General features: G+C 70.8%; 16 protein-coding genes. 5 read left to right on the forward strand and 11 right to left on the reverse strand.

What is annotated here, in order from left to right:
• Positions 1–6 precede the first annotated feature (6 nt).
• Both eno and NT132_RS07175 read right to left on the reverse strand, forming a co-directional pair.
• Entirely contained in the window at positions 7–1,287 is a 1,281-nt protein-coding gene (gene eno, locus NT132_RS07170; protein WP_297786887.1) for a phosphopyruvate hydratase, read from the reverse strand.
• Positions 1,288–1,421: 134 nt separating this feature from the next.
• A complete protein-coding gene (locus NT132_RS07175; RefSeq protein WP_297786889.1) occupies positions 1,422–2,105 on the reverse strand; it encodes an O-methyltransferase in 684 nt (227 codons plus the stop codon).
• A gap of 171 nt (positions 2,106–2,276) precedes the next feature.
• Between NT132_RS07175 and NT132_RS07180 the strand changes: the two genes are divergently transcribed.
• A complete protein-coding gene (locus tag NT132_RS07180; RefSeq protein WP_297786891.1) occupies positions 2,277–2,744 on the forward strand; it encodes a DUF4442 domain-containing protein in 468 nt (155 codons plus the stop codon).
• A 30-nt stretch (positions 2,745–2,774) separates the two neighbouring features.
• Here NT132_RS07180 and NT132_RS07185 read toward each other — a convergent pair whose 3' ends face one another.
• Genes NT132_RS07185 through NT132_RS07195 form a run of 3 tightly spaced genes read right to left on the reverse strand, consistent with a single transcriptional unit; the run spans position 2,775 to position 5,869 of the window.
• Complete coding sequence (locus tag NT132_RS07185) at positions 2,775–4,001, reverse strand: ATP phosphoribosyltransferase regulatory subunit (protein WP_297786945.1); 1,227 nt, start codon at positions 3,999–4,001, stop codon at positions 2,775–2,777.
• A 33-nt stretch (positions 4,002–4,034) separates the two neighbouring features.
• The gene (locus tag NT132_RS07190) at positions 4,035–4,718 is read right to left on the reverse strand and encodes a MazG family protein (RefSeq protein ID WP_297786893.1); all 684 of its coding nucleotides are present in this window, start codon (positions 4,716–4,718) and stop codon (positions 4,035–4,037) included.
• Positions 4,715–5,869, reverse strand: coding sequence for a Na+/H+ antiporter NhaA (locus NT132_RS07195; RefSeq protein WP_297786895.1), 1,155 nt, complete (start codon positions 5,867–5,869; stop codon positions 4,715–4,717). Before NT132_RS07195 ends, NT132_RS07190 begins: the two co-directional genes overlap by 4 nt.
• 136 nt (positions 5,870–6,005) lie before the next feature.
• Between NT132_RS07195 and NT132_RS07200 the strand changes: the two genes are divergently transcribed.
• A complete protein-coding gene (locus NT132_RS07200; RefSeq protein ID WP_297786897.1) occupies positions 6,006–8,675 on the forward strand; it encodes a phosphoenolpyruvate carboxylase in 2,670 nt (889 codons plus the stop codon).
• Positions 8,676–8,716: 41 nt separating this feature from the next.
• On the opposite strand, the gene NT132_RS07205 is transcribed toward NT132_RS07200, so the two are convergent.
• Entirely contained in the window at positions 8,717–9,316 is a 600-nt protein-coding gene (locus tag NT132_RS07205) for a gamma carbonic anhydrase family protein (protein WP_297786899.1), read from the reverse strand.
• 128 nt (positions 9,317–9,444) lie between these two features.
• On the opposite strand from NT132_RS07205, the gene NT132_RS07210 reads away from it, so the two are divergent.
• Together NT132_RS07210 and gdhA are read left to right on the forward strand one after the other, a co-directional pair.
• Positions 9,445–10,890 carry a basic amino acid/polyamine antiporter gene (locus NT132_RS07210; protein ID WP_297786901.1) on the forward strand — a complete coding sequence of 482 codons (1,446 nt, stop codon included), beginning with the start codon at positions 9,445–9,447 and terminating at the stop codon, positions 10,888–10,890.
• A gap of 118 nt (positions 10,891–11,008) precedes the next feature.
• Positions 11,009–12,361: an NADP-specific glutamate dehydrogenase gene (gene gdhA, locus NT132_RS07215; protein ID WP_297786905.1), complete on the forward strand. Its 1,353-nt coding sequence runs from the start codon at positions 11,009–11,011 to the stop codon at positions 12,359–12,361.
• Between the two features lie 69 nt (positions 12,362–12,430).
• Here the strand turns inward: gdhA and mfd are convergent, their stop codons facing one another.
• The 3 genes from mfd to NT132_RS07230 form a co-directional block, all read right to left on the reverse strand.
• A complete protein-coding gene (gene mfd / locus NT132_RS07220; protein WP_297786907.1) occupies positions 12,431–16,042 on the reverse strand; it encodes a transcription-repair coupling factor in 3,612 nt (1,203 codons plus the stop codon).
• Positions 16,043–16,067: 25 nt separating this feature from the next.
• Positions 16,068–16,649: an aminoacyl-tRNA hydrolase gene (pth, locus tag NT132_RS07225; protein WP_297786947.1), complete on the reverse strand. Its 582-nt coding sequence runs from the start codon at positions 16,647–16,649 to the stop codon at positions 16,068–16,070.
• Positions 16,650–16,771: 122 nt separating this feature from the next.
• On the reverse strand, positions 16,772–17,392 hold the full coding sequence (locus NT132_RS07230) for a 50S ribosomal protein L25/general stress protein Ctc (protein ID WP_297786909.1): 621 nt from the start codon (positions 17,390–17,392) through the stop codon (positions 16,772–16,774).
• A gap of 182 nt (positions 17,393–17,574) precedes the next feature.
• Here NT132_RS07230 and NT132_RS07235 point away from each other — a divergent pair, with 182 nt between their 5' ends.
• On the forward strand, positions 17,575–17,757 hold the full coding sequence (locus NT132_RS07235; protein ID WP_297786911.1) for a hypothetical protein: 183 nt from the start codon (positions 17,575–17,577) through the stop codon (positions 17,755–17,757).
• Between the two features lie 40 nt (positions 17,758–17,797).
• Here NT132_RS07235 and NT132_RS07240 read toward each other — a convergent pair whose 3' ends face one another.
• Complete coding sequence (locus tag NT132_RS07240; RefSeq protein ID WP_297786913.1) at positions 17,798–18,286, reverse strand: gluconokinase; 489 nt, start codon at positions 18,284–18,286, stop codon at positions 17,798–17,800.
• Positions 18,283–19,305, reverse strand: a complete 1,023-nt coding sequence (locus tag NT132_RS07245) for an alcohol dehydrogenase catalytic domain-containing protein (RefSeq protein WP_297786915.1) — start codon at positions 19,303–19,305, stop codon at positions 18,283–18,285. The genes NT132_RS07240 and NT132_RS07245 overlap by 4 nt, the downstream gene beginning before the upstream one ends.
• Positions 19,306–19,326: the final 21 nt, after the last annotated feature.

Genomic DNA, 19,326 nt, shown 5'->3' on the forward strand with positions numbered 1-19,326 from the left:
GTGCGCTCAGCCCTTGAAGCGGGGGAAGGCGCTGCGGCCGGCGAACACGGCAGCCTCACCCAGCTCCTCTTCGATGCGCAGAAGCTGATTATATTTCGCGACGCGCTCGCTGCGGGCGGGCGCGCCGGTCTTGATCTGACCGCAGTTGGTGGCGACGGCGAGGTCGGCGATGGTGGTGTCCTCGGTCTCACCGGAACGGTGCGACAGCATCGCGGTGTAACCGGAGCGCTGCGCCAGGCTGACCGCATCCAGCGTCTCGGTCAGGGTGCCGATCTGGTTGACCTTCACCAGCAGCGAGTTGGCGACACCGCGGGTGATGCCATCCTGCAGGCGGGCCGGGTTGGTGACGAACAGGTCGTCGCCGACCAGCTGCACCTTGGAGCCGAGTGCGTCGGTGAGGAGCTTCCAGTTGTCCCAGTCGTCCTCTGCCAGCGCGTCCTCGATCGTGACGATCGGGTAGTCGTTGACCAGACCCACGTAGTACTCGGTGAGCTCGGCGGCGTTCCAGTCCTTGTTGTCGAGGCGATACACGCCATCGTTGAAGAACTCGGTGGCGGCGACATCGAGGCCGAGCGCGATGTCCTTGCCCGGGGTGAAGCCGGCCTTCTCGATCGCCTTGACCAGGAAGTCCAGACCCTCACGGTTGCTGGGCAGGTCGGGGGCGAAGCCGCCCTCGTCGCCGAGGCCGGTGGCGTAGCCGGCCGCCTTCAGCTCGGCACGGAGCACGTGGTAGGTCTCGACGCCCCAGCGCAGCGACTCGGCGTAGGTCTCGGCGCCGATGGGGGCGAGGAAGAACTCCTGCATGTCGATGCCGTTGTCGGCGTGCTCGCCACCGTTGATGACGTTGAACAGCGGGACGGGCATGACGTGAGCGTTCGGTCCACCGAGGTAGCGGAACAGCGGCAGGTCGGCGGAGTCCGCGGCGGCCTTGGCGACGGCGAGGCTGACGCCGAGGATGGCGTTCGCGCCGGTGCGCTGCTTGTTGTCGGTGCCGTCGGTCTCGATGAGGATCTGGTCGATGATGCGCTGCTCGCTCGCCTCGACGCCCTCGATGGCCGGCCCGAGCTCGTCGATCACGGCACCCACAGCCTTGAGGACGCCCTTGCCGCCGTACCGGCTCTTGTCGCCGTCACGCAGTTCGTACGCCTCGAAGGCGCCGGTTGACGCGCCGGAGGGGACGGCGGCGCGCTGGACGATCCCGTCGTCGAGCAACACCTCCACCTCAACGGTCGGGTTACCGCGCGAGTCGAGAATCTCGCGCGCGCCTACAGCCTCGATGAGTGCCACAGAGGACTCCTTGATTTGGGGTGGGCCCCTGCCGCCGGAGGCTCCGCACACGCAGAACGCGGGGAGAAGCGGGAGGGATGGTTCTCGGAGCGTCGTCGATCCGGGACAAGTCTAGTGAACCGCGTCGCTCGGCATCAGGTGGCAACCGCATCCGTGAGCAGGGCGACCGCGATACCGTCCCAGCCCTTCGCGTCCAGGGTCTGCAGCGCGGTGGCGTCGAACCGCGGGTCGGCGCCCAGCATCATGAGCCCGGCGCGCGTGCCACGCACATCACTGCGATCGGAGTCCGGGTCGGCGACCGCACCGCCCCGACCCACGTTGTCCACCACGACGACGGTGCCGGGCCGGCCGAGCCGGGCCGCCCAGTCGAGGTAGATCGTGTTGGACTCCTTGTCGGCGTCGACGAAGACGAGGTCGAAGGGGCCCTGTCCTTCGAGCGTGGGCAGCACGTCCTCGGCGCGCCCGACGCGGATGTCGACCTTCTCCCCCACGCCGGCGCGGTCGATGCTCGCGCGGGCGACCGCCGCGTGCGCGGGCTCGGCCTCGATCGTCACGACCCGCCCGTCGTCCGGGAGCGCCCGCGCCAGCCAGATCGTGGAGTAGCCGCCGAGGGTACCGATCTCCAACACCCGCCGGGCGCCCGCGATCCGCGCCAGCAGGTGCAGGAACTTGCCGTTCAGGGGTGCCACCTCGATCGCGGGGAGCCCGGCATCCTGCTGATCGGAGATCGCCCGCTGCAGGGCCGCGTCCTCCCCCACCAGCGTGCCGGTGAGGTAGGCGTCGACGGCGAGCCAGGCTTCGGGTGTGGGTGCATCCATGCCTCCAGCGCACCGTGCCGCCGCATCCGCGTCAACCGCCCGCCGAGACTGCGGGTCGGTCCGGTCCGGCGTGGAAGACGGGACATGGCTGGCGTCTCGGCGGAGGAAGGAATTGTGGAAAGGGCACAACGGATGCTGCGCATCGATGCACGAACCGGCACGATCCCGGGCATGCGTATGACACCCCGACGACTCGCCTTCGGCATGAATCTGTGGCTCCCGAACCTCGCCAGCGGCATCCGCATCCGCCGCTTCGCGGACGACTGGACCAGTGCCACGGTCGAGCTTCACGTGAACCCGCTGACCCGCAACTACGTGAAGACCGCGTTCGGCGGGTCGATGTCGGCGATGACCGACCCGTACTTCTTCATGCTCGTGATGCACCAGCTCGGACGCGACTATGTGGTGTGGGACACCCGCGGCGTGATCGAGTTCCTCACCCCCGGCCGCGGCGTCCTCACCGCCCACTTCGCGGTGTCGCGCGAGAAAGCGCAGGAGCTGCGCGAAAGAGCCCGCGGCGGCGCGAAGGTGCGGGAGTGGTTCGAGACCGAGATCACGGATGCGGCCGGCATCGTCGTGGCGCGGGTGCGGCGCGAGGTGTACATCCGCGAGAAGCGCCGCGTCACCGCATCCGCGTGACGTGTCGCCGGCGCGAGTCGGCGACCGAGATCAGCCGAGCGGCTTGACCTCGACGTCGCCGGGCGCTGCGCCTGCCGACACGGTCGCGAAGGCGGTGTAGCCGTCGAGGGCCGCCCGCTCCAGCAGCGCCTTCATGTTCTTGGGGCGCTGTTCCAACCGCACCCGCGCCCCCGTCGCCACGAGGGTGGCCTTGTGCGCGATGAGTTCGGGAACCGGCACGTCACGGTCGTGCACGAGCACGACGGCGGACGCCGCATCCGCGGTCTCCTCCTGCAGCAGGTCGACGATCCGCTCGAAGCCGATGGAGAACCCGACGGCGGGGACGTCCTGGCCGAGGAACCGTCCGATCATGCCGTCGTACCGTCCCCCGCCGCCGAGCGAGTATCCGACCGAGGGGTGGGCGATCTCGAAGATCGTGCCGGTGTAGTACCCCATGCCGCGCACCAGGAACGGGTCGAAGACGAGCGGCACGCCCTGGAACGGGTCGTTCTCGCGGGATGCACCCACGGCCTCGCCGATGCCGACGAGGTGGCCCACGACCTCGTCGGGGACCCCGTCGGGCAGGGCCTTCCGGATCTGCTGCTCCCCGTACGGGACGAACTCGCGGGTCACCGGACGCCGGAGGAACGCGGCGAACGCGTCGACGGCTGCGGGGGTCGCGCCCCGGTCGCGGAGCTCCGCCTCGACGCCGTCGGGGCCGATCTTGTCGAGCTTGTCAATCGTGATGAGCACGCCCGGCCGCTCCGCCGGGGCGAACCCGAAGACGTCGAGCATGGCGTCCAGCGCCCGGCGGTCGTTGATACGTACGGATGCGCCGGTGAGCCCCAGCGCGTCGAGGGTGTCGAGGGTCGCCGTGAGGAGCTCCGCTTCGGCGCGGGCAGAGGCGTCCCCGATGATGTCGATGTCGCACTGCACGAACTGCCGGGCGATCTGCACCGACCGGAACACGGTCGGCAGCTCGCCCCGGTGCGAGGCGTAGAAACGGGCCAGCGGCACCGTCAGGTCGTAGCGCAGTCCCAGGTCGCTGAGCGCGGCGGGATCGTCCGCGGCGGCGCGGATGCCGTCCGCATCCAACCCGCGCTTGAGCACGTTGAAGGCGAGCTTCTCGTTGTCGCCGCCGATGCCGGCGTGCAGGCGATCGTAATCCTCGACCACGGGCGTCTCGATCTCGTCGAACCCGTGCGCACGGTAGCGCTCACGGATGACGGCGAGCACGCGCTCGCGGCGAGCCTTGTCGGCGGGGAGGAAATCGCGCATGCCGCGCGGCGGGTTGACGGTAGCCACGAGAAGTCATTCTCCCAGGTCCGGCGCGGTGGCCGCAGCCTCGGCGGTCCGCACGTCGGCCTCGAGCATCCGGGTGCGCTCGCGCAGGGCCCGCTCGGCGTCCCACCCCCGCGTCCGCGCCTGCGCCACCAGCCGCAGCAGCGCCTCCCCCAGCTCCGCCTCGGAGCCCGGCGCCGGGTCGGAGGCGGGCGGGACGGGGATGACGGATGCGGCGCGCCCCAGCACCTTCTGCGCCCGAGCGAGCGCCGGCATCCCGGACGGCACGCCGTCGAGCACGCTGGTGCGCTCGCGCTTCTCGGCGGCCTTCGCCGCATTCCAGTGCACCAGCACCTCTTCCGGAGTGTTCGCCACGGCCCCCGCGAACACGTGCGGGTGGCGGCGGATCATCTTGTCGGCGAGGTCGCCGGCGACATCGTCGATGTCGAAGGGATCATCCTCGTCGCGCGACGCGATCTCGGCGTGGAACAGCACCTGCCACAGCAGGTCGCCCAGTTCTTCGCGGAGTTCCGCCCGGCTGCCGGCTTCGACGGCGTCGATGACCTCGTGGCTCTCCTCGACGAGGTACGGGATCAGGGCACGATGGTCGATCTGCTGCGACCACACACAGCGGTCGCGCACCGCTCGCATGGTGTCGGCAGCGCGGCGGAGTCCATCGGCACCGAGCGGATCGGTGCGGAGCTGGTCGGTCATGCGGTCCCCTCCCGTGCGAGACGGCGATGGTGGTGTGCCCGCCAGGATACGAGCACCGCGGCCAGAACGAGCGAGATGGCGGAACCGCTGAGGACGCCGAGCACCGCCTCGTCGCGCAGTTCCGCATCCCCGGCGAAGGCGAGCTCGGACAGCAGCAGCGACACCGTGAACCCGATGCCGCCCAGCGCACCGGCGGCGGCGAGATCACCGGCGGCCAGCCGCTCGGCCGGCGGCACGCGCATGACCCGCTGGGCGAGCCAGCCCGCCAGGCCGATGCCCACCAGTTTCCCCACCGGAAGCGCGACCGCGACGCCCCAGAACGCCGGCTGCAGCTCACCCCAGCCCACCGCGGGGACCGCAACCAGCGCGGCGGACAGCGCGAACAGCGGCAGCACGAGCCCGTTCACCCACGGCTCGAGGGCGTGGCGCACGCGCACGGCCGGCTGCTGGTGCATGGCGAGGCCGAGCGCCACGCCCGCGATCGTGGCGTGCACGCCCGACCGCAGCACGAGCAGCCATACGGCCACCGCCACGATCACGAGCAGCACCCCGATCAGCCGGGAGGACCGTCCGCCGAGCATCCGGCTGAGCACCGCGAAGACCACCAGCAGCACGACCGCGCCGATCAGCGCGAGCACGTCGAGGTCGGAGGTGAACAGCACCGCGATGAAGAGGATGCCGACGATGTCGTCGAGGATCGCGAGGGCCAGCAGGAACACCCGGACAGCGGGCGGCAGGCCGCGCCCGAACACGGCGAGCAGCCCGAGGGCGAAGGCGATGTCGGTGGCGGTGGGGATGGGCCAGCCCGGCGCGGAGTCCGTGCCGACGGCGAACGCGGTGAAGATCGCGATCGGCACGAGCACCCCGCCTGCCGCGCCGATCGCGGGGCGGAGGCCGCGCCGGACCGAGTTCAGCTGACCGCTGGTGAGCTCGAACTGCAGTTCCACGGACGCGACGAAGAAGAACACCGCGAGCAGCCCGTCGGCGATCCAGTGCTCCACGGAGAGCTCGAACACCCCCGGGATGCCGAGCTCGACGTGTTTCAGCGACAGCGCCGCCTCGCCCCAGGGCGAGTTGGCGAGGAGGAGTCCCACGGCAGCGCCGGCAAGCAGCAGCACAGCGGGGAATCGTTCGGAACGCAGCAGGGACATTCGTCTCCGATCGGTGGCAGGATGCGTCATCACCGTCGCGCCCGATGGCCGCGACGAGCCGACCAGACTTCCCGGCACACCGCCAGCCATGTTACCCGTGACATGCCCGCAATCCAGGACGGCTAGCGTTGATGCCATGCACGAACCGACCCCCACGGAAGCACTCGATCTCGTCGGCCGCTACGAGGCCGGCCAGGAGATGCCGGAACGGATGCGGGCGGACGTCCGCCTGCTCGGCACCCTCCTCGGTCGCGTGCTGCAGGAGAGCGGGTCGGCCGGCCTGTTCGAGGACGTGGAGCAGCTGCGCACCGCCACGATCGAGGCGTACACCGATCCCGGCTCCGACGCCTTCGCGCGCGCGGCCGCGATCGCCGATGCCTTCACCGTCGCCCGGGCGGATGAGGTGGCGCGGGCGTTCACCGCGTACTTCCACCTGGTGAACCTCGCCGAGGAGCACCAGCGGGTGCGGGTGCTGCGCGAGCGCGACGGCGAGGACCGTCCCGATGCCACCGACACCCTCGCGGGCGCCTACGGCAAACTCGCCGAGGAGGTCGGCGCCGACGAGGCACTCGCCCGGCTGCAGAACCTGCGCTTCCATCCCGTGTTCACCGCCCACCCCACCGAGGCACGCCGGCGCGCCGTGTCCACCAGCATCCGGCGCCTGTCCGTGCTCCTCGAGGGCTACGACAGCACGGGTGAGGGCAGTGCGGAGCGGCGACGGGCGGAACGCCGGATGCTGGAGGAGATCGACACGCTGTGGCGCACCGCGCCGCTGCGCGCCGAGAAGCCGTCGCCCACCGACGAGGTGCGCGCCATCATGGCCGTCTTCGACGACACCCTGTTCTCGGCAGTGCCGCATGTGTACCGCCGCATCGACGACGCGCTGCAGGACGGCCATGGCGGCAGTCGCCCGCCGATCGTGAAGCCGTTCGTCCGCGTCGGCTCCTGGGTGGGCGGCGACCGCGACGGCAACCCGTTCGTGACCGCGAAGGTCACCCGCAAGGCCGCGGCAATCGCCAGCGAGCACGTGCTGCTGGGCCTGGAGCACGCCGCCAACCGGATCGGCCGCGGGCTCACGCTGGACGCGACCACCACTCCCCCCTCCGCCGCGCTCGATGCGCTGTGGACGCGGCTGCGAAGCGCCGACGAGGAGGCCGCGGCCGACATCGCCAAGCGGTCGCCGAACGAGCCGCACCGCCGCATCCTGCTGCTCATCGCACGCAAGATCGCCGCGACCCGTACCCGCGATGCCGACCTCGCCTACCGCGACCCGGAGCACCTGCTCGCGGACCTCCGCGTGCTGCAGGAATCGCTTGCGGCGGCGGGTGCGGCCCGGCAGGCGTACGGCCACCTGCAGCAGCTCATCTGGCAGGTGGAGACCTACGGGTTCCACCTGGCCGAACTCGAAGTGCGCCAGCACTCCGCCGTGCACGACACCGTCCTCGCGGAGCTGGATGCGGGCGGCGAACGCAGCGACCTGACCGAAGAGGTGCTGGAGGTCTTCCGCGCGATCGCCTTCGTGCAGGAGCGCTTCGGGCCGCGCGCGGCCGGCCGCTACATCGTGTCGTTCACCCGGTCCGCCGACGACCTCGCCGCGGTGCACCGGCTCGCCCGGTACGCGGTCGGCCCCGACGGCACACCGCCGGTGCTCGACGTCGTCCCGCTGTTCGAGACGTTCGCCGATCTGCAGGCAGCGCCCGGCATCCTGGCCGAGATCGTGCAGCATCCGGCCTTTGCCGCGCGTTTGGAGGCGACCGGCCGGCGCCTCGAGGTGATGCTCGGCTATTCCGACTCGTCGAAGGACGTCGGCCCGGTCGCCGCGAACCTCGCCCTCTACGAGGCGCAGGCGCTCATCGCTGCGTGGGCGCAGGACAACGAGATCACCCTGACACTGTTCCATGGCCGCGGCGGCGCGCTCGGGCGCGGCGGCGGCCCCGCCAACAGCGCGATCCTGGCGCAGCCGCCCCACTCGGTTGACGGCCGGTTCAAGCTTACGGAGCAGGGTGAGGTCATCTTCGCCCGCTATGGCGACCCGGCCATCGCCATGCGCCACATCGACCAGGTCGCCTCCGCTGTGCTCCTGGCATCCGCCCCCTCCAACGAGGAGCGCAACCGCTCCGCGGCGGAGCGGTTCGCCGCGATGGCGCAGACGATGGAGGATGCGTCGAAGGACCGGTTCTTCACGCTGGTGAAGGCCGACGGCTTCGCCCCGTGGTTCGCGACCGTCACCCCGATGGAGGAGGTGGGCCTGCTCGCGCTCGGCTCGCGCCCCGCCCGTCGCGGCCTGTCCGTGGAGTCGCTCGAGGATCTGCGGGCGATCCCGTGGGTGTTCGCGTGGACGCAGGCGCGCATCAACCTCGCCGGCTGGTTCGGGCTCGGTACGGCGCTCGAGGCCGTGGGCGATGAGGCGCTGCTGCGCGACGCGTACCGCGAGTGGCCGCTGTTTCGCGCCATGATCGACAACGTCGGAATGAGCCTCGCCAAGGCCGACGACCGCATCGCCCGCGAGTACCTGGCGCTCGGCGACCGCGACGACCTGGCGCAGCTGGTGCAGGAGGAGATGGCCCTCACCCGCGCCTGGGTGGTGCGCATCGCAGGCGGCGACGACCTGCTGGCGAACAAGCCCGTGCTGCAGCGGGCGGTGAAGCTGCGGAGCCCCTACGTCGACGCGCTGTCGCTGCTGCAGCTGCGGGCCCTGCGTGCCTTGCGCGAGGCGCCGCAGGACGCGCCCGCCGATCCCGAGCTGCAGCGTCTGCTGCTGCTGTCGGTGTCCGGGGTCGCAGCGGGCCTGCAGAACACCGGCTGACCCGCATCCGCTGACCGCGAGGCGTCGGGAGCGCCGGCAGCTCAGTCGAGCTGGGTGTCGGCGGCGTGGCGGGAGAGGCTGCGGCCGTAGCGGTCGGTCAGCTGCACCATGAGGTCGGGGGTGTCGCGGTCGAGGCCGAAGACGTACCCGGGGAAGTCGAGTTCCTGCTGCAACGCCCAGATCTCGTCATGACGATCCGGTGAGACGACGATGGCCGGGTCTCCGACCGCGACCCACCCGATCGGCACGACGCTCCGCTCCGGCAGATGGGTGCGCAGGTGCACCACGGCATTGATGCGCACCTCGCTGCGATCCCCGATCACGGCGCCGTTGAACACGCGCACCCCGGTGGCGAGGAACACCTCCGCGCCGATCGTCGCCCCGGAGATGCTCGCCATGGGCCCCACGAGGGTGTGGTCGGCGATGTGCACCGGGTTGGTGGAGCTCGCCCGGATCACGGCGTTCTCCATCACGATGACGTTCTCGCCGAGCGTGATCGGCCCGCCCTCGGCGGTGATCACCGCACCGTGCAGCACCTGGCAGCCGGCGCCGATCGTGACGTCGCCGCTGATCACCGCGGTGGGAGCGATGACGGCGGTGGGGTGGATGCGGGGGCGAACCCCGAGATGCTCGAACTGCATGCGTGCTCCTCGCGTCACGGTCAGCGTAGGACGGCCGCGACATCCGCGTCGAGGGCGCGCCCGGTGGTTAGGGTGAGAACCGTGACGCGCTTCCGGCAGGGTCCCGCGACGCCGGTGAGGCGCCGGCCATGACCGACGCTCGCACCGCGGCCGCCGCATCCGGCACCGCCCAGGTCTCGATGCTCACCCTCGCCGCGTTCGTCGTCGGCTCCATGGTGGGCGCCGGTGTGTTCTCCCTTCCCGGCGCGTTCGCCGCCGACACGGGCGTCGCCGGCGCGCTCATCGCCTGGGGTATCGCCGGGGCCGGGATGCTGACGCTCGCGCTGGTGTTCCGGATGCTGGCGGTGCGTCGCCCAGATCTGGATGCCGGTGTCTTCAGCTACGCCAAGGCCGGGTTCGGCGACTTCGCCGGCTCCTTCTCCGCATTCGGCTACTGGGCGAGCGCCTGCGCCGGCAACGTCTTCTACTGGGTGTTCATCATGTCGACCCTGGGTGCCGTCTTCCCCGCGCTCGGCGCCGGGGACACGCTGCTCGCGGTCGGCCTCGCCTCGGCCGGGGTGTGGCTGTTCTTCGTCCTCATCCGCCGCGGCGTCCGGGAGGCGGCGTCGCTCAACCGCATCGTCAGCATCGCCAAGACCGTCCCCATCCTCGTCTTCGTCGTGCTGTGCCTCACCGTGTTCGACCCTGCGGTCTTCGCCGAGAACTGGACCGGCGGCACGGATGCGGCTCCGGTGTTCGAGCAGGTGCGCGCCACGATGCTGGTCACCGTGTTCGTCTTCATCGGGGTGGAGGGGGCGAGCGTCAATTCCCGGCACGCCCGCAGCCGGAAGGATGTGGGCCGCGCGACGCTGCTCGGTTTTTTCAGCGTGCTGGCCGTGTTCGCCTCGGTGACGATCGTGTCGTACGGCGTGCTGCCGCGCGCCGAGATCGCCGCGCTCGCCGAGCCCTCCATGGGCGGTGTGCTCGCCGCGGCGGTGGGTCCGTGGGGCGCGATCGTCGTCGGGGTCGCGCTCATCGTCGCGGTGCTCGGTGCGTATCTGGCGTGGACGCTGATGGCGGCGGAGGTGCTGCTTGCCGCCGCGCGGGCCGGCGACCTGCCCCGGTTCCTGCGCCGCACCGACCGGCACGACACGCCGGTTGCCGCGCTGCTGCTGTCGACCGCGCTGGTGCAGGTGATGCTCGTCGTCGTGCTGTTCGCACAGGACGCGTTCGACGTCGCGCTGGATCTCACCAGCTCGCTCGTGCTCATCCCGTTCCTGCTATCGGCGTCGTACGCGCTGAAGCTCACCCTCACCGGCGAGGGATACGCGCCAGGCGACCGCTCCCGCGGGCGCGATGTCGCGATCTCTGCGCTGGCGACCGGCTACACCGCTTTCCTGCTGTATGCGGCGGGGCTGAGCTACCTCCTGCTGTCGCTGCTCATCATCGTGCCCGGCACCGTGCTGTTCGTCGCCGCACGGCGAGAGCGGGGCCTGCGCGTGTTCACGCGGGTGGAGGCTGTCGTGTTCGTGCTCGCAGCGGCCGGGGCGGTGGCCGCCGTGGTCCTGCTCGCCACCGGCACGATCACCCTCTGACCGCGCCGGCGTGGCCGCCGGCGGGCAGGACCCCCGGCATCACGCGCGTAATCTGGAGGGTGTCCGCTACCCATGGGACCCGCCTTCTCCGCGCGTCTCCCGGCATGAGAGCTCCACTGTGACCGAGACCGTCCTTCCTTCATCCGTCGCGCCCGTCTTCGAGGAGGTGATCCGGCGGAACCCCGGCGAACGGGAGTTCCACCAGGCCGTCCGCGAGGTGCTCGAAAGCCTCGGCCCCGTCGTCGTGAAGCATCCCGAATACGCCGATGCCGAGGTCATCCGGCGCCTGTGCGAACCCGAGCGGCAGATCATCTTCCGTGTGCCGTGGACCGACGACGCCGGCCGCGTGCAGCTCAACCGCGGTTTCCGGGTCGAGTTCAACTCCGCGCTCGGCCCGTTCAAGGGCGGCCTACGGTTCCACCCGAGCGTGTACCTCGGGATCGTGAAGTTCCTCGGCTTCGAGCAGATCTTCAAGAACTCGCTCACCGGCCTGCCCATCGGCGGCGGCAAGGGCGGCTCCGACTTCGACCCGAAGGGACGATCGGAGGCCGAGATCATGCGGTTCTGCCAGTCGTTCATGACCGAGCTCTACCGTCATCTCGGCGAGCACACCGACGTGCCCGCGGGCGACATCGGCGTCGGCACGCGCGAGATCGGCTACCTGTTCGGGCAGTACAAGCGCATCACCAACCGCTACGAGTCCGGCGTGCTCACCGGCAAGGGCCTCACCTGGGGCGGTTCGCAGGTGCGCACGGAGGCCACCGGGTACGGCGCCGTGTTCTTCGTGAACGAGATCCTCCGCACCACCGGCGAGACCCTGGAGGGCAAGCGCGTGGTCGTCTCCGGGTCCGGGAACGTGGCCATCTACGCGATCGAGAAGGTGCACGACCTGGGCGGGCGCGTGATCGCCTGTTCCGACTCCAACGGGTACGTCGTCGACGAGGCGGGCATCGACCTGGAGCTGCTGAAGGAGATCAAGAACGGCGCCCGCGGCCGCATGTCCGACTACGCCGCACGGCGCGACGGTGCCGTGTACGTCACCGGCGGCTCGGTATGGGACGTGGCCTGCGAGGTGGCGCTCCCCTGCGCGACGCAGAACGAGCTCGACGAGCACGGCGCCGCGACGCTCATCGCCGGCGGCTGCCGGGTCGTCGCCGAGGGCGCGAACATGCCCACCACCCCGGGCGCGGTGCGGGTCCTGCGGGCGGCCGGTGTGCGGTTCGCTCCCGGCAAGGCTGTCAACGCCGGCGGCGTGTCCACCAGCGCGCTGGAGATGCAGCAGAACGCCTCGCGCGACTCGTGGAGCTTCGAGTACACCGAGAACCGGCTGGCCGAGATCATGCGGTCCATCCACGACCGGTGCCTCGAGACCGCGGACGAATACGGCACCCCGGGCGATTACGTCGCCGGGGCGAACATCGCCGGGTTCACCCGCGTCGCCGACGCCATGCTCGCCCTGGGCCTGGTCTGACCCCGCCGTCGGGGAAGTCCCCGCTCCCCGGGCCGTAATCGGGGAGCGGGGTCTTCGCGTTCCGAGGTCTCACTCGGAGGCGTTCACCGACTCGGATGCGGCGGATGCGGCGGGCGCGGGCTCCGGGAAGATCGCATCGAGCAGCTGCTGCGTCCACGCGATGAGGTCGCCGTCGGCGAGCGGCTCCCCGCCCGCGCCCGGCAGCGGCACGACGAGCGCCTCGCCGCTGGAGACGAGCTTCGCCTTCGGGTAGAGCCGCTGCAGCCGGACCCGTAGCGAATCGGGCAGGTGGGCCGGTGCGACGCGGAGGTTCGGACCCATCGCGACGACGTCGGACAGCCCGGCGCGGGCGGCACGCCGGCGCAGTCGCGCCATCCGCACGAGCCCCTCGAGCTCCGCGGGCGGCGTGCCGTAGCGGTCGGTGAGCTCCTCGACCACGAGGTCGAGCGCGTCGTCCTTCGCGGCTGCGGATGCCGCAGCGGACAGCTTCTGGTACGCCTCCAGGCGCAGCCGCTCGCTGTCGATGTAGGTCTCCGGGATGCGGGCCTGCACCGGCAGCTCCAGCCGCAGTTCGGTGGGGCCCTCCGTCTCATCACCCCGGAAGGTGGCGACGGCCTCACCGATCATCCGCAGGTACAGGTCGAATCCCACCCCGGCGATGTGGCCGGCCTGCTCGGCGCCCAGGAGGTTGCCCGCGCCGCGAAGCTCCAGGTCCTTCAGCGCGACCTGCATGCCGGAGCCGAGGTCGTTGTTCACGGCGATGGTCTCGAGCCGGTCCGCGGCGGTCTCCGACAGCGGCTTCGATTCGTCGTACAGGAAGTAGGCGTACGCGCGTTCGCGTCCGCGTCCCACGCGCCCGCGCAGCTGGTGCAGCTGGCTGAGCCCGTACTTGTCGGCACGGTCGATGATGATCGTGTTCGCGTTGGAGATGTCGAGACCGGTCTCGACGATCGTCGTGCACACCAGCACATCGGCACGACGCTCCCAGAAGTCGTCGACCACCTGCTCCAGGGCGTGCTCCCCCAGCTGGCCGTGCGCGACGGCGATGCGCGCCTCGGGCACGAGCTCGGCGAGCTGGGCCGCGACCCGCTGAATCGACTGCACCCGGTTGTGCACGAAGAACACCTGACCCTCGCGCAGCATCTCGCGGCGGATGGCCGCGGCGATCTGCTTGTCGTTGCGGGGCCCGACGTAGGAGAGGATCGGATGCCGGTCCTCCGGCGGCGTCGCGAGGGTCGACATCTCGCGGATACCGGTGACCGCCATCTCCAGCGTCCGCGGGATCGGCGTCGCGCTCATCGCCAAGATGTCGACGTTCGTCTTCAGTTTCTTCAGCGCATCCTTGTGCTCGACGCCGAACCGCTGCTCCTCGTCGATGATCATGAGTCCGAGGTCTTTGAACAGGATCGTCTCGGTAAGGATGCGGTGCGTGCCGATGACCATGTCGACGGTGCCGTCCGCGAGGCCGGCGACGACCTCGCGCGCCTGCTTGTCGGTCTGGAAACGCGACAACGCGCGGACCTTCACCGGGAAACCGGCGAACCGCTCGGTGAATGTCTCCAGGTGCTGCTTGACGAGGAGCGTCGTGGGCACGAGCATGGCGACCTGCTTGCCGTCCTGGATGGCCTTGAACGCGGCCCGCACGGCGACCTCGGTCTTCCCGAAGCCGACGTCGCCCGAGAGCAACCGGTCCATCGGGATCGGCTTCTCCATGTCGGCCTTGATCTCATCGATCGTCTGCAGCTGGTCGGGGGTCTCCGCAAACGGGAACGCCTCCTCGAGCTCACGCTGCCAGGGGGTGTCCGGCCCGAACGCGTGGCCACGGGAGGCCATCCGCGCCGAGTACAGCTTCACGAGCTCCACCGCGATGTCGCGGACAGCCCTGCGGGCCTTGCTCTTCGCGGCCGACCAGTCGCTCCCGCCCATCTTGGACAGTGTCGGCGTCTCGCCGCCGACGTAACGGGAGAGCAGGTCGAGCTGGTCGGTGGGGACGAACAGCTTGTCGCCCGGGTGTCCGCGCTTGGACGGCGCGTACTCCAGAACCAGGTACTCACGCATGCTCTTGACCGGGTTGCGGCCGCCGCTGGAGACCTCGCGCTGTACGAGTTCGACGAACTTCCCGATGCCGTGGGTGGAATGCACCACGATGTCGCCGGGCTTCAGCTGCAGCGGGTCAACGACGTTGCGGCGCCGGGAGGCGAGCTTCTTCGGCCCGCGGTTCTCGCCGCTGACGGCGCGGCCGTAGAACTCGGACTCGGTGATGACGGCGAGCTTCGCGCCGGGAGCCTGGAAGCCCCGCTCCAGTCCGCAGGCGACGACCAGGGCAACGCCCGGCTCCGGTGGGGTGAGGATCTCATCGACCCGCCGGGCGGCGATGCCGCGCTCCGCCAGCACGTCGCGGGCGCGGTCGGCGAGGCCCGCACCCTCCGCGGTGACGGCCACGCTCCAGCCGTCACGGAGGAGCGATCCGACGAGCTCCGTGGCGCCGTCGACGTTCCCGGCGAACGAGGGGACGGATGCGGCATCGATGCGGACGGTGTCGCCGGCCTCGATGAGCCCGAGCTCGGCCGCATCCGCCGCTCCCGAGTCGAAGGCGCTGAGGGTCCACCAGACGCCGCCGCGCTCGGAGGTGGCTTCGCGCAGCTCGTCGAGGGTGACGAAGTCGCCGGCGCCGAGGTCGACCGGGGTGTCGGCCCCGGCGACCGCGGCGCTCCACGCGGCGTCGAGGAACTCCCGGTTGGTGTCGGCGAGGGTGGTGGCACGGGTGAGGGCCCGCTCGGGCTCGACGAGGGCCACCGCGGAACGCTCCGGCAGGTAGTCGATGAGAGTGACGAGACCATCGAGCAGGGCCGGGGTGAGCGACTCCATGCCCTCCACGGGGATGCCCTGCGACATCTTCTCCAGCATCCCGGTCAGCGCGGGGAAGGCGTCCTTGAGGCCGGCGGCGCGCTCACGGACGTCGGCGGTGAGGAGCAGCTCACGGCTTGCGAGCAGTTCCACCCGGCCGACCTCGCCCGGCAGGGAGCGCTGGTCGGCGACCGAGAAGGCGCGGATCTCGTCCACCTCATCGCCGAAGAATTCCACCCGGTAAGGATGGTCGGCGTCGGGCGGGAAAACGTCGAGGATGCCGCCGCGCACCGCGAACTCGCCGCGGCGCGACACCATGTCGACCCGGTGGTAAGCCCGCTCGATGAGGCGCCCGATGACGTCGTCGAGCTCCTGGCCGCGCTCTCCCTTGGCCAGCACGACCGGTTCGATGTCGGCCAGTCCCGGGGCGAGCGGCTGCAGCGCGCCGCGGATGGACGCGGTGATCACGAGCGGCGCGATGCCGTCCCAGGCCGCGATGCGGCGGAGCACGGCGAGCCGGCGGCCCACGGTCTCGGGGCTCGGGCTGAGTCGCTCGTGCGGCAGGGTCTCCCACGCCGGGAGGTGGAGCACGACGGCGCCGGGCAGGAGCGCTTCCAGCGCGGGACCGAGGGATTCGGCGCGGCGTCCGGTGGGCGCGATGAGCAGCAGCGCTGCCGGTTCGTCACGGCTGCGGCGGCGCTCCAGCAATCCGGCCAGGAGCGGCGCATCCAGTGCGCTCGGCACCGAGAATGCGGCATCGACCCCGGCGGAGCGAAGCGCATCCTCGAAGGTCTCGGACTGTGCGAGGGCGCGAACGATCCCGGGAACTGTCACAGAACGATCCTACGTTCGCCGCGGGTCACCGGGGCGCGTGCCAGCGCTGCTGTGCGGCGGTGAGGCCCTCGTCGACCAGCAGTTCGACCGCATCCGCCGCATCCGAGACGAGGTTCGGCAGTACGGTTCGATCGCTCGCCGAGAACGGGTCGAGCACCCAATCGGCCGGGTCCTGCCGGCCGGGCGGGCGGCCGATGCCGACGCGCACGCGGGGGAAGTCCGGGGTGCCGAGCGCCTTGACGACGTCGCGCACGCCGTTGTGGCCGCCGTGTCCGCCGCCGGTTTTCAGCCGCAGGGTGTCGAACGGGATGTCGAGTTCGTCGTGGACGACGATGATGCGCTCCGGCGGGATGCCGTAGAACGACGCGAGACCGGACACCGGCCCGCCGGAGACGTTCATGAAGCTGTTCGGCTTGGCGAGCACGAGCTTGTCGGCGCCCGGACGCAGCCACGTCTCGACGACGCGCGCGTTCGCCTTGTGAGCCCGGAAGGTCTCGGAGCGGCGTGCGGCGAGCTCGTCCACGACCATCTGCCCGACGTTGTGCCGGGTCGCCGCGTATTGCGGCCCCGGGTTCCCGAGGCCGACGACCAACCAGGTCTGTGCCATCTCCGCCCCTCCGTCAACGAGCATGTCCCACTTTCTGCCGGAATGGCGACGCCAGAACGGCAGAAAGTGGGACATGTTGTACTGATTTCGGGACATGCAGGATGCCCCGAAGGATGCGGGTCTTACTCCGCGGACTCCGCAGACTCCTCGGACTGCTCGGCGGCGACCGCAGCATCGGCGGCGGCAATCTCGTCCTCGGCAGCGGACGACTCGCCGGAGATCGCGACGATCAGCGTCTCGGGGTCGACGGCCAGGCTTGCACCCTTGGGCAGCTTCAGGTCGGCGGCGGTGACGTGCGCGCCCTCGGAGAGGCCGGTGAGGTCGACCTCGACGTGCTGCGGGATGTGGGTGGCCTCGACCTCGAGCGACACGGTGTTCGCGTCCTGGTTGGCGATGGTGCCGACGGCAGCCTCACCGACGAGGATGACGGGGATGTCGACCTGAACCTTCTCGCCCTTCTTCACGACGAGGAGGTCGATGTGCTCGATGATCTGACGCACCGGGTCACGCTGCACGTCCTTGACGAGCGCGAGGTGGTCGGTGCCGTCGACCGACAGCTCCAGCAGGGCGTTGGCGCGGCGCAGGATCAGGGCGATCTGGTGGCCGGGGAGGGCCATGTGGACCGGGTCGGTGCCGTGACCGTACAGAACCGCGGGGACCTGGCCGGCGGCGCGGAGGCGACGGGCGAAACCCTTGCCGAACTGCGTGCGCAGCTCGGCTGCGACCTTGTTGTCTTCCGACATGATGATTCTCCTTGCGGGGCCTACAGGCCCAGTGAAATGGGATGGTTCGGATTCGACTCGAACGCGAGTGCGTGAGGAAGCCGTGGGCCTGCACACCCTCGTCGATAACGGACGGCCCGCCGTGAAGCGGACAGGCGTCCCTCGCCGAAGTTCGTCACGAGTCTACCAGCGGGGCGGATAACATGAGAACCGTTCCGTCCACCCCCACGAAGGGCCCCCGCATGATCGTGCACCTGTCCGAGCTCGTGACTCCGACCGCCGCGTCCGCCGTGTTCGAGGGCATCATCTGGGCACTCGTCGCGGTCGGCGGTATCGGCGCCGTGGGCGCCCTGTTCTCCCTGGGCCGCGAGCCCTTCCGCAAGTAACCGCGCTCTCCTCCGGTGGCGCCGCGACGGCGTTCTCGGCTCAGCGTGCGGCGAGCCCCGCGACGATCCGGCCGACCACCTCGTCGAGCGGGCCGGTGTTGACCACCCGGATGCCCGGTTCGTCTGCGGCGAGCGGTTCTAGCGTCCGCAACTGCGAGGTCAGCAGGCTCGGCGGCATGAAGTGCTCGCGCGTCGCCATGCGCTCCGCCAGATCATCCGTCGGAACGACGAGCTCGACGAACACCACGTCGGCGGCGCCCGCGACGATCCGCTCCCGGTAACGCCGGGCCAGCGCGGAGCAGGCCATCACGAGGCCCTCCTCCGCCGCGGCGAGGGTCTGCGCCACGACATCGAGCCACGGCATCCGGTCACCGTCGTCGAGCGGGACGCCCGCGCTCATCTTGGCCACGTTGGCGGCAGGATGCAGCGCATCCGCGTCGGCGAAGCCCATGCCGAGCCGGGCCGCCAGCGCGACCCCGACCACGGACTTGCCCGCACCCGACGGGCCCATCACCACGATCCGGCTCATGCGCGCAGATCCAGCAGCACCTTCGACGATCGTGCCGGATCGGCGGCGACGTCGAAGGCGGAGAGGGCGTCGGTGACGGGCAGCACGTGGGTGACGATACCGTCGACGCGCAGCGAGCCGTCGGTGAGTGCCTCGACAACCGGATGCAGCTCCCCCGCGAACCGGAACGATCCCACGAGTGCGAGCTCGCGGGTGATCGCGGCGGCAAGGTTCGCCGGGACATCGCCCGCGCGCTGCAGACCGAGCATGACGACGGTGCCGCCGCGCCCGGCCGCGGCGATCGCGTCGGCAAGGCCGGGGACGGTGCCGCTGGATTCGATGACCACATCGGCATGGAGCTCGGCGATCGCATCGTGGTCGACCACGGTGGCGCCGGCGGCGGCCGCGAGGCGTCGCGGCAGCGGATGCAGGTCGGTCGCGCTGACCTGCGCCGCGCCGTGGTGGTGCGCGACGGCGATCGCCAGCTGCCCGATGGGCCCGGCACCGATCACCGCGACGTGGCGGCCGCGGATGTCTCCGGCACGTTCGACGCCGTGCCACGCCACCGCCGCCGGCTCAGCGAGCGTCGCGACCTCGAGCGACAGTCCCGCAGGCAGCGGCACCAGCATCCGGGTGGGCAGGGCAACGCGCTGCGCGAAGGCACCGGCGGTGTGCGGAAGATGCTGGCCGGAGCCGAGGTACCGCGAGCCGGGAGCGAGGTTCGGCCGATCCGCGGGCCACGGGGTGTGCCCGTCGCCGAGCGGTGTCAGCGGATGCACCGTCACCGGGGTCCCCGCGGCCGGTCCCGACCCGTCTGCCGCCGCACGGGAGACCGTGCCCGACACCTCGTGCCCGAGGACCATGGGTTCGCGGAGGATCGACGCGCCGGCCGCACCGTGGCGCCAGTAGTGCAGGTCGGAGCCGCACACGCCGCCGTAGGCGATCTCGACGACCGCCTCATGAGGGGCCGGCCGCGGCTCGCCGATGTCGTCGATGCGCACGTCACCGGCCGCGTGCGCGACCACTCCGATGTTCGCCATGGCTTCCTCTCCAGTGCAGAA

The organism is Microbacterium sp., from assembly GCF_026393345.1.
GTDB lineage: Bacteria > Actinomycetota > Actinomycetes > Actinomycetales > Microbacteriaceae > Microbacterium.

Coding starts and splice junctions, on each gene's coding strand:
- NT132_RS07175 (WP_297786889.1), bottom strand. CDS start 2,105: ATGGATGCACCCACACCCGAAGCCTGGCTCGCCGTCGACGCCTACCTC.
- NT132_RS07185 (WP_297786945.1), bottom strand. CDS start 4,001: ATGCGCGATTTCCTCCCCGCCGACAAGGCTCGCCGCGAGCGCGTGCTC.
- pth (WP_297786947.1), bottom strand. CDS start 16,649: ATGGCACAGACCTGGTTGGTCGTCGGCCTCGGGAACCCGGGGCCGCAA.
- NT132_RS07230 (WP_297786909.1), bottom strand. CDS start 17,392: ATGTCGGAAGACAACAAGGTCGCAGCCGAGCTGCGCACGCAGTTCGGC.
- NT132_RS07240 (WP_297786913.1), bottom strand. CDS start 18,286: ATGAGCCGGATCGTGGTGATGGGCCCGTCGGGTGCGGGCAAGTCCGTG.
- NT132_RS07195 (WP_297786895.1), bottom strand. CDS start 5,869: ATGTCCCTGCTGCGTTCCGAACGATTCCCCGCTGTGCTGCTGCTTGCC.
- NT132_RS07245 (WP_297786915.1), bottom strand. CDS start 19,305: ATGGCGAACATCGGAGTGGTCGCGCACGCGGCCGGTGACGTGCGCATC.
- NT132_RS07190 (WP_297786893.1), bottom strand. CDS start 4,718: ATGACCGACCAGCTCCGCACCGATCCGCTCGGTGCCGATGGACTCCGC.
- NT132_RS07180 (WP_297786891.1), top strand. CDS start 2,277: ATGCGTATGACACCCCGACGACTCGCCTTCGGCATGAATCTGTGGCTC.
- NT132_RS07210 (WP_297786901.1), top strand. CDS start 9,445: ATGACCGACGCTCGCACCGCGGCCGCCGCATCCGGCACCGCCCAGGTC.
- NT132_RS07205 (WP_297786899.1), bottom strand. CDS start 9,316: ATGCAGTTCGAGCATCTCGGGGTTCGCCCCCGCATCCACCCCACCGCC.
- NT132_RS07200 (WP_297786897.1), top strand. CDS start 6,006: ATGCACGAACCGACCCCCACGGAAGCACTCGATCTCGTCGGCCGCTAC.
- NT132_RS07235 (WP_297786911.1), top strand. CDS start 17,575: ATGAGAACCGTTCCGTCCACCCCCACGAAGGGCCCCCGCATGATCGTG.